The organism is Lentzea jiangxiensis, from assembly GCF_900104175.1.
In the GTDB taxonomy this organism is placed as follows: domain Bacteria; phylum Actinomycetota; class Actinomycetes; order Mycobacteriales; family Pseudonocardiaceae; genus Lentzea; species Lentzea jiangxiensis.
In genome coordinates, this window is the sequence record NZ_FNIX01000010.1 from 144,852 (window position 1) to 158,346 (window position 13,495).

At 69.9% G+C, this 13,495-nt stretch carries 16 protein-coding genes; 9 read left to right on the forward strand and 7 right to left on the reverse strand.

The annotated features are described in order from the left end of the window. Positions 1 to 2 precede the first annotated feature (2 nt). Entirely contained in the window at positions 3 to 668 is a 666-nt protein-coding gene (locus BLQ91_RS24665) for a response regulator transcription factor (RefSeq protein WP_090100366.1), read from the forward strand. Then, positions 665 to 2,377: a sensor histidine kinase gene (locus BLQ91_RS24670; RefSeq protein WP_090100224.1), complete on the forward strand. Its 1,713-nt coding sequence runs from the start codon at positions 665 to 667 to the stop codon at positions 2,375 to 2,377. Before BLQ91_RS24665 ends, BLQ91_RS24670 begins: the two co-directional genes overlap by 4 nt. Here the strand turns inward: BLQ91_RS24670 and BLQ91_RS24675 are convergent. Beyond that, positions 2,361 to 3,173 carry an NAD(P)/FAD-dependent oxidoreductase gene (locus BLQ91_RS24675; RefSeq protein WP_090100225.1) on the reverse strand — a complete coding sequence of 271 codons (813 nt, stop codon included), beginning with the start codon at positions 3,171 to 3,173 and terminating at the stop codon, positions 2,361 to 2,363. The genes BLQ91_RS24670 and BLQ91_RS24675 overlap by 17 nt on opposite strands. A 50-nt stretch (positions 3,174 to 3,223) precedes the next feature. On the opposite strand from BLQ91_RS24675, the gene BLQ91_RS24680 reads away from it, so the two are divergent. Together BLQ91_RS24680 and BLQ91_RS24685 are read left to right on the forward strand one after the other, a co-directional pair. Next, a complete protein-coding gene (locus tag BLQ91_RS24680) occupies positions 3,224 to 3,784 on the forward strand; it encodes a helix-turn-helix domain-containing protein (RefSeq protein WP_090100226.1) in 561 nt (186 codons plus the stop codon). Between the two features lie 7 nt (positions 3,785 to 3,791). Beyond that, positions 3,792 to 4,061, forward strand: a complete 270-nt coding sequence (locus BLQ91_RS24685) for a DUF2277 domain-containing protein (protein ID WP_090100227.1) — start codon at positions 3,792 to 3,794, stop codon at positions 4,059 to 4,061. On the opposite strand, the gene BLQ91_RS24690 is transcribed toward BLQ91_RS24685, so the two are convergent. Then, positions 4,058 to 4,315, reverse strand: coding sequence for a hypothetical protein (locus BLQ91_RS24690; RefSeq protein WP_090100228.1), 258 nt, complete (start codon positions 4,313 to 4,315; stop codon positions 4,058 to 4,060). The genes BLQ91_RS24685 and BLQ91_RS24690 overlap by 4 nt on opposite strands. Before the next feature lie 314 nt (positions 4,316 to 4,629). On the opposite strand from BLQ91_RS24690, the gene BLQ91_RS24695 reads away from it, so the two are divergent. Both BLQ91_RS24695 and BLQ91_RS24700 read left to right on the forward strand, forming a co-directional pair. Then, positions 4,630 to 5,280, forward strand: coding sequence for a hypothetical protein (locus BLQ91_RS24695; RefSeq protein WP_245733787.1), 651 nt, complete (start codon positions 4,630 to 4,632; stop codon positions 5,278 to 5,280). Between the two features lie 42 nt (positions 5,281 to 5,322). Then, complete coding sequence (locus BLQ91_RS24700; RefSeq protein ID WP_143022792.1) at positions 5,323 to 5,736, forward strand: hypothetical protein; 414 nt, start codon at positions 5,323 to 5,325, stop codon at positions 5,734 to 5,736. Here BLQ91_RS24700 and BLQ91_RS24705 read toward each other — a convergent pair. Next, on the reverse strand, positions 5,733 to 6,383 hold the full coding sequence (locus tag BLQ91_RS24705; protein ID WP_090100230.1) for an HNH endonuclease family protein: 651 nt from the start codon (positions 6,381 to 6,383) through the stop codon (positions 5,733 to 5,735). The genes BLQ91_RS24700 and BLQ91_RS24705 overlap by 4 nt on opposite strands. Positions 6,384 to 6,446: 63 nt before the next feature. After that, positions 6,447 to 7,394: a methionyl-tRNA formyltransferase gene (locus BLQ91_RS24710; protein WP_090100369.1), complete on the reverse strand. Its 948-nt coding sequence runs from the start codon at positions 7,392 to 7,394 to the stop codon at positions 6,447 to 6,449. A gap of 93 nt (positions 7,395 to 7,487) precedes the next feature. Here BLQ91_RS24710 and BLQ91_RS24715 point away from each other — a divergent pair, with 93 nt between their 5' ends. Both BLQ91_RS24715 and BLQ91_RS24720 read left to right on the forward strand, forming a co-directional pair. Next, on the forward strand, positions 7,488 to 8,738 hold the full coding sequence (locus BLQ91_RS24715; RefSeq protein WP_090100370.1) for a lysine N(6)-hydroxylase/L-ornithine N(5)-oxygenase family protein: 1,251 nt from the start codon (positions 7,488 to 7,490) through the stop codon (positions 8,736 to 8,738). A gap of 10 nt (positions 8,739 to 8,748) precedes the next feature. After that, on the forward strand, positions 8,749 to 10,284 hold the full coding sequence (locus BLQ91_RS24720) for an amidohydrolase (protein WP_218130401.1): 1,536 nt from the start codon (positions 8,749 to 8,751) through the stop codon (positions 10,282 to 10,284). On the opposite strand, the gene BLQ91_RS24725 is transcribed toward BLQ91_RS24720, so the two are convergent. From BLQ91_RS24725 to BLQ91_RS24735, 3 genes are read right to left on the reverse strand one after another with little or no spacing between them, the layout of a single operon-like run. Then, the gene (locus BLQ91_RS24725; protein WP_090100231.1) at positions 10,262 to 10,573 is read right to left on the reverse strand and encodes an ArsR/SmtB family transcription factor; all 312 of its coding nucleotides are present in this window, start codon (positions 10,571 to 10,573) and stop codon (positions 10,262 to 10,264) included. The two genes, BLQ91_RS24720 and BLQ91_RS24725, sit on opposite strands and share 23 nt — an antisense overlap. Continuing rightward, positions 10,570 to 11,004 (reverse strand): SRPBCC family protein, encoded by a 435-nt coding sequence (locus tag BLQ91_RS24730; RefSeq protein ID WP_090100232.1) that lies wholly within the window; start codon positions 11,002 to 11,004, stop codon positions 10,570 to 10,572. Before BLQ91_RS24730 ends, BLQ91_RS24725 begins: the two co-directional genes overlap by 4 nt. Positions 11,005 to 11,041: 37 nt before the next feature. Next, positions 11,042 to 11,851 carry a hypothetical protein gene (locus BLQ91_RS24735; protein ID WP_090100233.1) on the reverse strand — a complete coding sequence of 270 codons (810 nt, stop codon included), beginning with the start codon at positions 11,849 to 11,851 and terminating at the stop codon, positions 11,042 to 11,044. 152 nt (positions 11,852 to 12,003) lie between these two features. Here BLQ91_RS24735 and BLQ91_RS24740 point away from each other — a divergent pair, with 152 nt between their 5' ends. Then, positions 12,004 to 13,476, forward strand: a complete 1,473-nt coding sequence (locus BLQ91_RS24740) for a CYTH and CHAD domain-containing protein (RefSeq protein ID WP_090100234.1) — start codon at positions 12,004 to 12,006, stop codon at positions 13,474 to 13,476. The last annotated feature ends 19 nt before the right edge of the window (positions 13,477 to 13,495 follow it).

Sequence of the window (13,495 nt, forward strand, 5' to 3'; positions counted from 1 at the left end):
CCGTGTGCGCCCACATCCTCGTCGCCGAGGACAACGTTCACCAGGCTGAACTCGTCCGCCGGTACCTCGAGCACGACGGGCACTCCGTGGTGGTCGTCCACGACGGACGGGCGGCGATCGACGAGACGCGGCGCCGCAACCCCGACCTGCTGGTGCTGGACGTGATGATGCCGCTGGTCGACGGCCTCGACGTGATGCGCGCGGTCCGCGCCGGGTCGGACGTGCCGATCGTGTTGCTCACCGCACGGTCCACCGAGGACGACGTGCTGCTCGGGTTCGACCTGGGCGCGGACGACTACATCACCAAGCCGTTCCGGCCGCGGCAGATGGTCGCGCGGGTGCGGACGATCCTGCGGCGAACCGGACGTGCGCGCGAGACGAACGCGACGGTGCTGAAGGTCGGCGATCTGACCGTCGACCCGATCCGGCACGAAGTGCGCATCAAGGACGAGCTGGTGAGCCTCACGCCCGCCGAGTTCCGCCTGCTGGCCAAGATGGCCGCGCAGCCGCAACGGGTGTTCACGCGCGAACAGCTGTTGGAGGACGGGTTCATCACCGCGCGCACGGTCGACGTGCACATGATGAACCTGCGCCGCAAGATCGAGCAGGACTCGCGCCGTCCGGAACGCCTGCTGACCGTCTACGGCATCGGGTACAAGCTCGCATGAAGAGCCTGCTCGTCCGCTTCTTCCTGTTCTCGCTGGTGATCGCGGCCTGCTCGATCGCGGTCACGGCGTGGCTCGCGAGCCAGGCGACGACGGGCACGATCCGCCAGGAGCAGGGCGAGGCGCTCGAGACGGATGCGCAGATCCTGGACGAGCTGGTGCGCTACGCGGCCACGCACGAGGACTGGACGGGCTCGAAGGACGTCGTGGAGGTCATCGCGGAGAAGCACGGCCGCCGCATCGCCCTGACCGACGGCAACGGCAAGACCCTGGTGGACACCGGCCGGGAGAACGCGCCGCGGCTGCCGATCACCCCCAAGGCGCTCGTGGACCCGTTGAACGTCAACGGGAGGATCGACCCGAGAGCGGTGGGCCCGTTCAAGCTCACCGACGAGGAGCGCCGGAAGCTGCAGAGCTACGCGGACCAGCTCCTCGCGTGCACCAACAACAGGATCAACATCGTCATCGCGCCCAACGGACGGCCGCGGTTGCCGAACCTCCGTCCCGGGGAGCTGTCGCTCTGGGAGGACTGCACGGTCGGTGATCGGCTGTACGTCCTCACCGCCACGGAGCTCGCGGCGTACGCGGAACTGCACCGGTTGTTCTCGACGTGCGTCGACGCGCTGCCCGGGCCCCTCCCGTTCGGGTACAGGGCTCCCGCGCTGAAGTCGTTCGACTGGGAGGTGACCACCGTCAGCGGCGAGCCGCCGGAGGTCGTGGAGTGCATGGACGGCGCGCGGCGCGAGCAGCTCAGACCGCGCGTCGCCGCACCGGTGCAGCTCTTCCTCACCGCGACCACCGGCGACGAGCCGCAGACGATCGACCTGTCCACGACCGGCGCCACCCGGATCTCGGTGGTGGCACTGGGGATCCTCGCGATCGCGGGCTTCGCGTCGTGGGTCACGGCGACGCAGCTCGTGCGTCCCATCCGCGCTCTCACCGCCGCCACCAAGCGCACGGCCGAAGGGGACCGCACGGCACGTGTCGACGGTGGCGCGGGTGAGATCGGTGAGCTGGCACGGTCGTTCAACGCCATGTCCGAAAAGCTCGCCGAGACCGAACGACAGCGGCAGGCGATGGTGAGCGACGTCGCGCACGAGCTGCGCACGCCGTTGGGCACCATCACCGGCTGGCTGGAGGCGACGCAGGACGGGCTCGCCGACCCGGACCCGCACCTGATCGGCATGCTGCTGGAGGAATCCCTTCTGCTGCAACGACTCGTGGACGACCTGCACGACCTCGCGCAGGCCGACGCGGGCACCCTGAAGCTGCACCCCGAGCCGATCGCGCTCGACGACGTCGTGGACCAGGTCGTCAACGCCCGGCAGAACCGCGAGGTCCTGCTGCGGGCCGAGACGACGCCGGTGCACCTCACCGCGGATCCCGTGCGGCTGCGGCAGGCGCTCGGCAACCTCGTGGCGAACGCCGTCCGCTACACCCCGCCCGGTGGCGAGGTGGTCGTGAGGCTCTTCCGGTCGCAGGACAGCGCGGTCCTCGAGGTCGCGGACACCGGCACCGGTATCGCTCCCGGCGACCTGCCGCACGTGTTCGACCGCTTCTGGCGAGCCGACAGGTCGCGCAGCCGCACCACGGGCGGCAGCGGACTCGGGCTCGCCATCACGCGGCACCTGGTCGAGGCGCACGGCGGCACGGTGTCGGTGACGAGCGAGCCCGGCCTGGGCTCGACGTTCCGGATCAGCCTGCCGGCATGAGGCCCAGCAGGTCGACGTTGATCATCCCGGCCGCCTGGGCGCCCTGCGCGGCGGCGACGATCACGATGGCTGACGGGTCGGTGACGTTGCCGGCCGCGTAAACGCCGGGAACGCTCGTGCGGCCCTTGTCGTCCGTGCGCACGAACTGGCCGGCCGGTGTTTCCACGGTTTCGGCGCCCAACGCCAGAAGGAACTCGTCGCGCGGTTTCACCGGCGCGGAGTACACGAGTGCGTCGGCCGGCACCCGCCGGCCTCCCGAGATGACCGCGACGAGCCGGTCGTCCTCGACCTCGACGCCGTCGACGGACGGGACGTGCGTGACGTCGTCCGACCACTGCCGGACCAGGGCGACCTTCATCTCCTCGCCGAACACCACGAGCTTCTGGTCGCGGACCTCGTAGCCGTGGCAGTACGGGCAGCCGAAGACGTCCCGGCCCCAGCGTTCGCGCAGGTTGTCCGGCACCTCGTCCACCATGCCGGTCGCGAACAGCAAGCGCTTGGCACGGACCGTGCGCTCGCTCAGGTCGACCGCGAACCCGTCGTCGAGCGCCGTGACGCCCCGAACCTCGTCGTTGACGATCTCTCCGCCGTAGCCCTCGACCTCGGCCCGTCCGTGCTTGAGCAGTTCCAACGGCGAGAAGCCGTCGCGAGAGAGGTAGTTGTGCATGTGCGCGGCTGGCGCGTTGCGCGGCTCGGCACCGTCGACCACGAGCACGCTGCGACGCGCCCTGGTCAGCATCAGGGCGGCGCTCAGCCCGGCCGCTCCCCCACCAATGATCACCACTTCGTAGTCCATGCTCCGAGAGTGCGGTCGACAGTCCGGTTTTGGCAAAGTAAGTTGCTGTTATGGCAACAACCGTGGGGCAACGGCTCGCCTCGCTGCGAGCCGAGCACGACCTGACGCTGGCGACTTTGTCCGAGATGACGGGCATTTCCAAGTCGACGCTGTCGCGGCTGGAGACCGACCAGCGCAAGCCGACGCTGGAGCTGCTGCTCCCGTTGTCGCGGACCTACCAGGTGACGCTGGACGACCTGGTCGGCGCGCCCGAGGTCGGCGATCCGCGCGTCGCGATGAAGCCGCGCCAGCTCGGCCACGGCCGCGTCGGCATCCCGCTGACCCGCTCCATCGGGCCCCTGCAGGCGTGGAAGATGATCATCACGGACTCGGAGCTGCACGAACCGCGCGTGCACGAGGGTTACGAGTGGTTCTACGTGCTGAGCGGGCGGATCCGGATGCGGCTCGGCGACAAGGAGATCGTGCTGCGCGCGGGCGAGGTGGCCGAGTTCGACTGCCGGCAGCCGCACAGCTTCAGCAGCGCGGACGGCAGGCCCGCCGAGATCATCAGCCTGTTCGGCAAGCAGGGAGAACGCATCCACACCCGCGCGGCGCCGCCGGACAGGTCATAGTGGGGGCATGTGCCGAAACATCCGGGTGCTCCACAACTTCGAACCGCCGGCCACCTCCGACGAGGTGCAGGCCGCGGCGCTGCAGTACGTGCGGAAGGTGAGCGGGGCGGCCAAGCCGTCCGCGGCGAACCAGGCCGCGTTCGACCAGGCGGTCGCGGCCGTGGCGGCGGCGACGCGGGAACTGCTGGACGCGCTGGTCACGACGGCTCCGCCCAAGGACCGCGAGGCCGAGGCCGCGAAGGCGAAGGCCAGGGCGGCTGAGCGCTACGCGCGTTAACGGCGGACGCGGGTGTCGAGGTACATGCAGATCAGCTTGGCCGCGATGCCCGCGGAGCCGACGATGAAGGCCTGATCGGGCCCGAGAGTCACGGCGATGGCCCACAGCAGCAGCGCGATCAGCACGAGGATGACAGTCACCTGCGCCGCGTGCGGCCAGCTTCCCAGGTGGACGAGCCACTTCGCCGACTGCCGCGGCCGCGGAACCTCCACGTCACCCGCTCTGCCGGGCGAACGCTCCGCTTTGACCGCCATCGTGCTCCTTCGCCGTGACTCCTCCTGACGGATCCATTCTCCTGAGTTGATCTTCTACGGAGTGTTACTCCGCCGGGTCGTGCGGTGAGCGTTCGGTGAGCGTCGGCGAACGGCAGACGAACGGTCATTCGCGCGATCGGTCGCTGGTTCGTCACCGTCCGTTCACCGATTGCGACCTACGTCGCAACGGTCCGTATCACCCAACCGAGTGATCCTCGACTCTGCGTAGCGGATGGGCCGTTCGGAGCAGGGCCGTTTTTGTCAGACCTCTCGGATAACGTCAGGTGAAGCTCGCGGTACGAGGGGAGAGAACGTTGCCGGACAACAACGTCAGCGTCACCGCACTGTCGTTCACCGAGTACGTCATGAGCGGTCAGCGTGGACGCATCAACATCGTGTCGGAACAGCGGGGGATGTACCTGGCCTCCGACACGCGGGTGTGCGGGTTCTACAACCCGATCCGCGACGCCATGCGCCGAGCGGTCAACTCGACCGAGCCGGAGATCGAGCTCGAGAAGGCGGTGATGAGCGCCAACCGCACGGGCCAGCCGCGGGCGTTCGAGGAGATCGCCGACGGCTTCCTGCCCTGGCTGGCGTCGTTCAAGGCGACCGGTGTGCCGGTGGAGGGGACCACCTACCGCGCCGGTGAGCTGACCCTGAAGGTGCGGCCGCACCTCGGGCTGCGCAAGAAGGACGGGTCGACGTACGCGGTGCTCGTGCACACCAAGGAGGCGCCGCTGACCAGGGAGGCGGCGAACGTGGCGCTGCGGATCCTGCAGCACACGGTCGCGGACACGCTGCCCGGCGCCACGCCGATGGTGCTCGACGTGCGGCGCGGCAAGGCCTACCAGATGCCGGCGCGGACGAACCTCGGCAAGCTCGACGTGCTGATCGCCGCCGAGGCCGTGGGGTACGTGACGCACTGGAAGCTGTCCGGCCTGTTCGAGTCCGTCCAGGTCGGCTAGGGACACCGTGTCGCGGAGCGCGGACCTCGTCGCGTTGCCGGGGTGGGAGCAGGAGCCGACCCAGGCCGAGGCCGAGGACTACGTGGGGTTCGCGTTCCCGGCGACTACGAGGAAATCCTGTCGGCCGTCAGCAGCGGGCTCTTCGACCACGTCGTCGCGGTGATCTCGCCGATCGCCGACGAGGACTCGCTCGACGACTTCACGACCGACGTGCACGCCGCCCCGGAAGGCCTCGTCCCGTGGGGGACGGCGGCCGAGGGCGGCTGCACCCTGTACCGGCGGGCCGACGGCCCACCGGACCGGTGGACGATCACGTTGTGCGACATCGAGTTCTCCGAGCAGGAGGACTACGACGGGCCGGTGTCCGCGTTCCTGCACGACCTGCTCACCGGGAAGGTCGTGAGCGGGCTCGTCGCGGTCACCCCGGCTCGCAAGCCTGCTTTCTGGCCTCGCTAGCAGGTCGCGAGCAACCCGGCGAGCGCGTCGTGCTCCGCCTGGTCGGCGGTGAGCTTGTAATTGATCTTCACCGCGATCCAGTGCCGCGCGTACGTGCAGCCGTACGCGGCGACCGGCGGCTTCCACTTCGCCGGGTCCTGGTCGCCCTTGGAGCGGTTGGACTTCGCGGTCACGGCGATCAGCTGGATCCCGCCGAGGTCGTTGGCGAACGCCTTGCGCTGCTCGTCGGTCCACTTGTCGGCGCCGGACCGCCAGGCCTCGGCGAGCGGCACGGTGTGGTCGATGTCGACCTCGCCATCGTCCTTGATCACCACGCCGTCGTAGACGCTGGTCCAGGTTCCTGATGTGGCCTTGCAGTCCTTGTCCGACTTCACGTCGACGCCCTGGCGCTGCAGCACGACCTCCCTGGTGTCGCAGGAGTTCCCCTGCGAGGCCCAGTGCGGGAAGCGGTCGCGGCTGTAGCCGGCCATCTTGCCCTCGGGCGCGACGACCAGCGCGGCGAGGTCGGACGAACCGGTCGGGGCGGACCCGGTGGGCGCGGGGGTGGCGGGCGGGTTCTCCTGCGGGGACTGGAGTTTCGTGAGGTACCAGCCCACCGCCACGAGCAGCAGGAAGACCACCAGTGACGTCACCGCCGCGCGATTCATGCGGCAATGATTAACCATGCGAATCACGGACCGGTCACCCGGTCCGTGATCCGCGTGTCCCGGTTACGGGCGCGAGGTGAGGTAGCCGCCCATGTTCTTGAAGTACTCGTGCGCCTCGAGCTCCACGCCGTCGGCGGTGCGAACCTTCTTGACCAGCAACGCCTTGCTGCGGCCACGGCGGGCCTCGGCTCCCGCGACGATCGCGACACCGTCACCCTCGCGGTAGAAGATCCGGCCGGGGGTGCCGCCGTAGACCGCGGAGGAGACGTCCGCCTCGATGATCTCCAGCCGCCGGCCGCGGTGGAAGCAGAACGCGCTCGGGTACGGCGCGCACTGCGCGCGCACCAGGCGGTCCAGTTCCTCGGCGGTCCAGGTGAAGTCGATGCGCAGGTCCTCCTCCGCGCGCTTGTGGAAGAACGAAGCCTGCGAACGGTCCTGCTTGGTGAAGTCCGTGCGACCGGAGGCGATCTCGGCGAGGCCGTCGACGGTGATCGGGCCGAAGAGCTCCAGCGTCTTCTCGAACAGGACCGCGGTCGTGTCGCGCGGGCCGACCGGGACCGAGCGCTGCAGCACGATGTCGCCGGCGTCGAGCGTGTCGTCCATCATGTGGGCCGTCACGCCGACTTCCTTCTCGTCGTTGAGAAGCGCCCAGATCAACGGCGAGAAGCCCGCGTACTTCGGCAGGAGCGAGTCGTGCACGTTCAACGTGCCGTGCTTGGGCAGGGCGAAGACCTGCGGCGGGATCCAGGTGCGCCAGTTGCACGCGACGATCACGTCCGGCTCCGCGGCCTTGAGGGCGTCGAGCAGCTCCTGGTCTTCCGGACGCTCGCGGACGAGGACGTCGACGCCGTTCTCGCGCGCCAGGTCCTCGACCGAATCGCTCCAGACCTTCTCGTACGCACCCTCACCCCTCGGGTGGGTCACCACCAGGACGACCTCGTGCTCGGACGCCAAAAGTGCCTGCAGGGTGCGATGACCCCAGGTCTGGAACCCGAACATGACGACCCTCATGGGGGTGTCCTCCTTCACTTCGGTGCGTTACGGTCAGGCTAACCTAACTGACGGCTTGCCAAGGTAGCTTAGGCTGCCCTAAGTTCGGTGCTCATGCATCCGATCTACGACATCGTCGGTATCGGGTTCGGTCCCTCGAACCTGGCACTCGCCATCGCTCTGACCGAGCACAACGAGCAGGCCGAAACCCCCGTCACCGCGGTGTTCCTGGAACGCCAGCAGGCGTTCGGCTGGCATCGGGGCATGCTGCTCGACGACGCCACCATGCAGGTCTCCTTCCTCAAGGACCTGGTCACGATGAGGAACCCGGCCAGCCGCTTCTCGTTCCTGTGCTACCTGCGCGACCGCGGCCGGCTGATCGACTTCGTCAACCACAAGAACCTGTTCCCGCTGCGCGTCGAGTTCCACGACTACTTCGAGTGGGCGGCCGCCCAGGTCGACGACGTGGTCTCCTACGGCACCGAAGCCGTTGGCGTGGAAGCGATCCAGGACGACCTGTTCGAGGTGACGACGGCCACGGGTGACGTGTACCACGCCCGCAACCTCGTCTTCGCCACCGGACTGCGCCCGACCGTGCCCGAGGGCATCACCCTGTCGGACCGCGTCTGGCACAACAGCGAGTTCCTGCACCGCGTCGGCGAGCTCACCGACCCGGAGCGCTGCGTCGTCGTGGGCGCCGGGCAGAGCGCGGCGGAGGCCGTGGCGTACCTGCACCGCGAGTTCCCGCGTACCGAGGTGTGCTCGGTGTTCTCCCGCTACGGCTACTCCCCCGCGGACGACAGCTCGTTCGCGAACCGGATCTTCGACCCCGAGGCCGTCGACCACTACTTCGACGCACCGGACGCCGTCAAGCGGCGACTGATGGAGTACCACCGCAACACCAACTACTCCGTCGTCGACGTCGACCTGATCGCGCAGCTCTACCGCACCACGTACCGGGAGAAGGTGCTCGGCACCGAGCGCCTGAGGATGATGAAGATGACCCGGCTCGTCGCGGTCGAGGAGACCCAGGACGGCGCCCGCGCGGTGATCCAGTCGCTGGTCACCGGCGAGCAGGAGTTCGTCGACACCGACCTCGTGCTGCTCGCGACCGGCTACGACGAGGCCATGCCGATGCTCGGCTCGCTGGACGAGATGTGCGCACGGGACGAGGCCGGTCGTCTGGTCGTGGGCCGCGACTACCGCCTGCAGTCGTCGCTCAAGGGCGGCATCTACCTGCAGGGTGGCACTGAGCACTCGCACGGCATCACGTCGTCGTTGCTGTCGAACGTCGCGGTTCGATCGGGTGAAATCCTGGCTTCGGTGCTCACCCACACCCCTGTGCCGGTCCTCGCGACCGCGTAGGACCCACCAGGTGGAACTCGACCTGAAGCTGACGGGCTGCCGGACCATCACGATGGACCCGGCACGCCCCGCCGCGCACACCATCGGCATCTGGCAGGGCCGCATCGCCGGGCTGGACGAGCAGGTCGCGGACCTGCCGGCCGCCGAGACCGTGGACCTCGGCGGCGCCGTGGTGCTCCCCGGTTTCATCGACGCCCACACGCACCTCGCGTGGAACGGCCGACGCACGATCGACATCACCGGCCTGGCGACCGCGGCCGCCGTCCTCGACCGCCTCGCCGGCGCTCCCGGCACCGGCTGGATCGAGGCGTCCGGCTACGACCGGCGGATCATGGACTCCCCGCTCACGGCCGCCGACCTCGACCGGATCAGCGGCGACAGGCCCGTCTACGTCGCCGACCTGTCCGGCCACGCGTGCGTCGTGAACTCCGCGGTGCTGCGGCGGCTGCCGGAGATCACGAGCGACGGCTGGCTCACCGAGAACGAGCAGCTGGCCGCGCGGACGTTGCGCCTGCCGTACTCGCTCGACGAGATTACCGCCGAGCTGCACGAGAGCGCACGGCAGGTGCTCGCCGAGGGCGTCACGATGTGCGCGGAGGCGGGCATCGGCGCGGGCCTGATCGCCAGCAGCCCGCTCGAGGCCGCCGCGTACCAGCGCGCCCGGCTGCCGATCCGCGTGCAGCTCATGGTGTCCGCGCACGTCCTGCACGACGTCGCCGCCGATCCGGCCGACCGGATCCCGCGCGCGATCGACCTGGGCCTGCACACCGGGTTCGGCGACGACATGCTGTCGTTGGGCGCCATGAAGCTGTGGACCGACGGCGGCATGATCGCGCGCACGGCCGCGTTGACCGAGCCGTACGCGGGCACGGACAACGCGGGTCAGCTCGCCGAGTCCGAGGAGCTCATGCGGGCGGCGATCGTCGACGGGCACCACGCGGGCTGGCAGCTCGCGATCCACGCGATCGGCGACCGCGCCATCGACTTCACCCTGGACGCCGTGGCCGAGGCGCAACGGCAGCGCCCACGCCCGGACGCCCGGCACCGCGTCGAGCACTGCGGCCTGGTCCGCCCCGACCAGCTCGAGCGGATCGCGGCCCTGGGGCTGGTTCCCGTCGTGCAGCCGACGTTCCTGCACGCGTACGGCGACGACTACAGCGAGATCATGGGCGAGGAGCGGGCGCCGTGGCTGTACCGCGGCAGGTCGTTCCTCGACCGCGGGATCACCGTCGCGGGCAGCTCGGACCGGCCGGTGGCGGACGGGGCGCCGTTGCGCGCCATCGAGTTCATGGTGCGGCGGCGGTCGTCCGGCGGCCGCGCGGTCGGCCCGGACGAGGCGATCACCGTCGAGGAGGCGATCCGCGCCTACACCCTCGGCAGCGCCTACGCGTGCCGCAAGGAGCACGTGCTGGGCAGCCTCACGCCCGGCAAGCTCGCGGACCTCGTGGTGCTCGGCGACGACCCGCGCACCAGCGACGCGATCGCGGACATCCCCGTGCTGGCCACGATGGTCGGCGGTGCCTTCAGCTTTCAGCGATCTTCTTGATGGCCGCCAGCCTCGCGTCCCACTGGGAGGCGAGGCCGGCCATCCAGGTGGCCGTGGCGTCCAGCGCACCGGACCGGACGGAAAAGTTGTTCTCCCGGCCGGCGCGTTCGGACGCCACCAGCTCCGCCCTCTCCAGCACGGCCAGGTGCTTCACGATCGCCTGCCTGCTCACCGGCAGCTCGGTCGCGAGCGCCGACGCCGACACGGCGCCCTTCGCGGCGACCAGGTCGAGGATCCGTCGGCGCATCGGATCGGCGAGCGCGGCCAGCACGTCATCGACCTGACTCACTTCTCCAGGTGCTCCCGCAGCTCGTCGAGTTCGTGGCCCCAGCCGTCGACGTTGCCGGACGCGTACCGCTCCTGCTCCTCCGACGGCAGGTCGAGCCGCGTGAACCCGCTCTCCACGACCCGCAGCAGCGTGCCGCCGTCCTGCGGGACGAGCGTGAACTCGACCAGCGTCGCGTTGCCGGGCACCGGATCCGGCCCGAGCGGACCCGACCAGCGCCACGACAGGAACGTCTCGGGCTCGACCACCTCGATGATCGCACGCCCGGTGCCGTGCTCGGTCCACGTGAGGGTGACCTCTCCGCCGGGCGCCAGCTCCGACACCGTCGCCCCCGCGTCGCCGAACCACGTGCCGAGGTGCCCGGCCGAGGTCAGCGCGGTCCAGACGCGCGAGGGCGACGCGTTGACCAGCACGTCGCGTTCGATCCGGTCCACCTCGCCACCTCCTGCAACCAAGCGGTTGCGGAACAGGTTACTGCAGGTGGAACGTGGCGGCCAGCGTGGTGAGCCGGTCGGTGATGTCGGCGTGGACGTTGGTGCGGCGGACCCAGTTCCCACTGCCCGACGCCGCCGACGGTGCCGCCCCGAGAGGCGAGACGGCGTCCGTGACGCCGTACTCGAGCCGGTACGCCAGCACCGCGATCGCCGACTCCAGCCAGAACGACGGGTCCGGCGTGGGGATCTCGCCCAGGCCGACCCGGAACCACACGGGCATCCGCGCGTACTGCCCGAGCGCCGCGGAGATCCGCCGCGCCGCCGCTTCCCTGATCTCACCCCGGGCCTTGTCGCCCGCGAGCACGGCCTCGGTGCGCCACTCCTCCCCCGCGGCGTCCTCGTCGGCCGCGAGCCGCTCGGCCGCCCGCCGCGCGCCGGCCTCGTTCGCGTTGATCAGCCACTCCATCTGGCGCACCTCGTGCGACAGCGCGTCCCGTTCGAACCGGGGCACCCGCCCGCCGTCCAACCTGGACCGGGCCTCGTCCCGCCGGGCCTTGAGCCCGTCGAACTCGAGCACCTGCTGCCTCAGCTCGACCCGCGCGGGGTCGGCGAGGATCTCCTGCTCGGCGTCCCAAGCCCTGCGCAGCACCTCGACCAGCGGCGCGATGTCGCCGGCCACCGCGTCGAGGTCGGCCAGCGGCCCGTCCCCGGCACCGGACAATCGCCGCTCGAGCACCGTGAGCCGGGCCGTGACGCGCTCGAGCTCCGCCGTGAGCTGACCGACGTGGCTGATCAAGGTCGCGACCTGCGGCTCGACCGCGTCGAGCCGTTCCTTCTCCGTGGGCACGCGACCAGCGAACCCGACCAGGGCGGCCCCGCCAAGGCGGTGACCACCTTTTGCACGCATTGGAGACGCACTTCCGCCCGACCGAGGAACCCCGCTCTCACACACCGTCACGACCATGAGTGAACCGGGGCAAAACGAGGTATTAATGACAAATGGCGACCTCTACGACGGAGACCGAACGCAAGTACGAGGCCCCATCAGACGCGAGTCTGCCGGACCTCACCGAGATCACCGGCGTGGCCACCGGTCCGGAGGAGTTCGACCTCGAAGCCACGTACTTCGACACGGACGACTACCGGCTGGCCCGCGCCGGCGTGACCCTGCGCAGGCGCGTCGGCGGCGCGGACGAGGGCTGGCACCTGAAGCTCCCGGCAGGTGAGGACTCCCGCCAGGAGCTCCGGGTCCCCCTGGGCCGCGCGACGAAGAAACCCCCGAAAGACCTCGCCTCCCTGGTCCGCGCCCACACGAGGGGCAACGCCCTCACCCCGGTCGCCGAGATCCGCACCAACCGCCGCCGCTGGCAGCTGTCCAACGGCGACGGCGACATGCTCGCCGAGGTCGTCGACGACGTCGTCACCGCGCAAACCCTGGGCTCCTCGACCACCACGAGCTCGTGGCGCGAGATCGAGGTCGAACTGGGCGAGAGCGGCGACCGCGAGCTCCTCGACACCGTGGAACGCCACCTGGGCGACGCGGGCATCGTCCCGTCGTCCTCGAAGTCCAAGCTCTCGCAGGTGATCGGCATCCGGCGGGACTCCGGCCCCGCCCTCGGCAAGAAGCCGACGGCAGGCGACGTGGTCCTCGCCTACCTCTACGACCAACGAGCGGCCCTGCAGAACCAGGACCCGCGAGTCCGCCGCAACGAGCACGACGCCGTCCACCAGATGCGGGTGGCCACCCGCCGCATGCGCTCGGCGCTGCAGGCCTTCGGCAAGATCTTGGACCGGGAACGAACCCGAGCCCTCACCGACGAACTGAAGTGGCTCGCCGGAGTCCTCGGCACCTCCCGCGACCTGGAGGTGCTCCGCAAGCGCTTCGAAGACGGCCTCCACGCCCTCCCACCGGAACTGGTGCTCGGCGACGTCGCGGCCCGCCTGACGCGACACTTCGCCCCGCTGGAAGCCAAAGCGCACAACGACTCCGTGGCGGCGCTCGACAGCAAGCGCTACTTCGCGCTCCTGGCGAGCATCGACACCCTCCTGACCGAGCCACCCCTGACCGGCAAAGCCTCGGGCAAGGCCAAGGACGTCCTCCCCGGCCTGGTGGAAAAGGCCCGCCACCGCCTCGACGTCCGCGTGGAAGCCGCCCTGGCCACCACCGACAGCGACGAACCCCTGCACGAGGCCCGCAAAGCAGCCAAACGCCTCCGCTACTCGGCCGAGGTGGCCGAACCGGCCCTCGGCAAGCACGCCGAGTCCCTCCGCAAGCGGGCCAAGGACGTCACCACCCTGCTGGGCGACCACCAGGACTCGGTGGTGGCCCGCCCGGTGCTCCTGGACCTGGGCAGGGGCGACGAGAACGGCTTCACCTTCGGCCTGCTGTACGGCAAAGAGGTGGAGCTGGCGCACAAGACGGAAGCAGACCTCCCCGCCCTGTGGCGCAAGCTGAGCAAAGAACACCTCTGACCACGAGCAGTCCGGCAGC

Excerpts from the sequence above, each read along its gene's own strand:
- BLQ91_RS24670 (WP_090100224.1), top strand. The coding sequence starts at position 665 with ATGAAGAGCCTGCTCGTCCGCTTCTTCCTGTTCTCGCTGGTGATCGCG.
- BLQ91_RS24675 (WP_090100225.1), bottom strand. The coding sequence starts at position 3,173 with ATGGACTACGAAGTGGTGATCATTGGTGGGGGAGCGGCCGGGCTGAGC.
- BLQ91_RS24680 (WP_090100226.1), top strand. The coding sequence starts at position 3,224 with ATGGCAACAACCGTGGGGCAACGGCTCGCCTCGCTGCGAGCCGAGCAC.
- BLQ91_RS24685 (WP_090100227.1), top strand. The coding sequence starts at position 3,792 with ATGTGCCGAAACATCCGGGTGCTCCACAACTTCGAACCGCCGGCCACC.
- BLQ91_RS24690 (WP_090100228.1), bottom strand. The coding sequence starts at position 4,315 with ATGGCGGTCAAAGCGGAGCGTTCGCCCGGCAGAGCGGGTGACGTGGAG.
- BLQ91_RS24705 (WP_090100230.1), bottom strand. The coding sequence starts at position 6,383 with ATGAATCGCGCGGCGGTGACGTCACTGGTGGTCTTCCTGCTGCTCGTG.
- BLQ91_RS24710 (WP_090100369.1), bottom strand. The coding sequence starts at position 7,394 with ATGAGGGTCGTCATGTTCGGGTTCCAGACCTGGGGTCATCGCACCCTG.
- BLQ91_RS24715 (WP_090100370.1), top strand. The coding sequence starts at position 7,488 with ATGCATCCGATCTACGACATCGTCGGTATCGGGTTCGGTCCCTCGAAC.
- BLQ91_RS24740 (WP_090100234.1), top strand. The coding sequence starts at position 12,004 with ATGGCGACCTCTACGACGGAGACCGAACGCAAGTACGAGGCCCCATCA.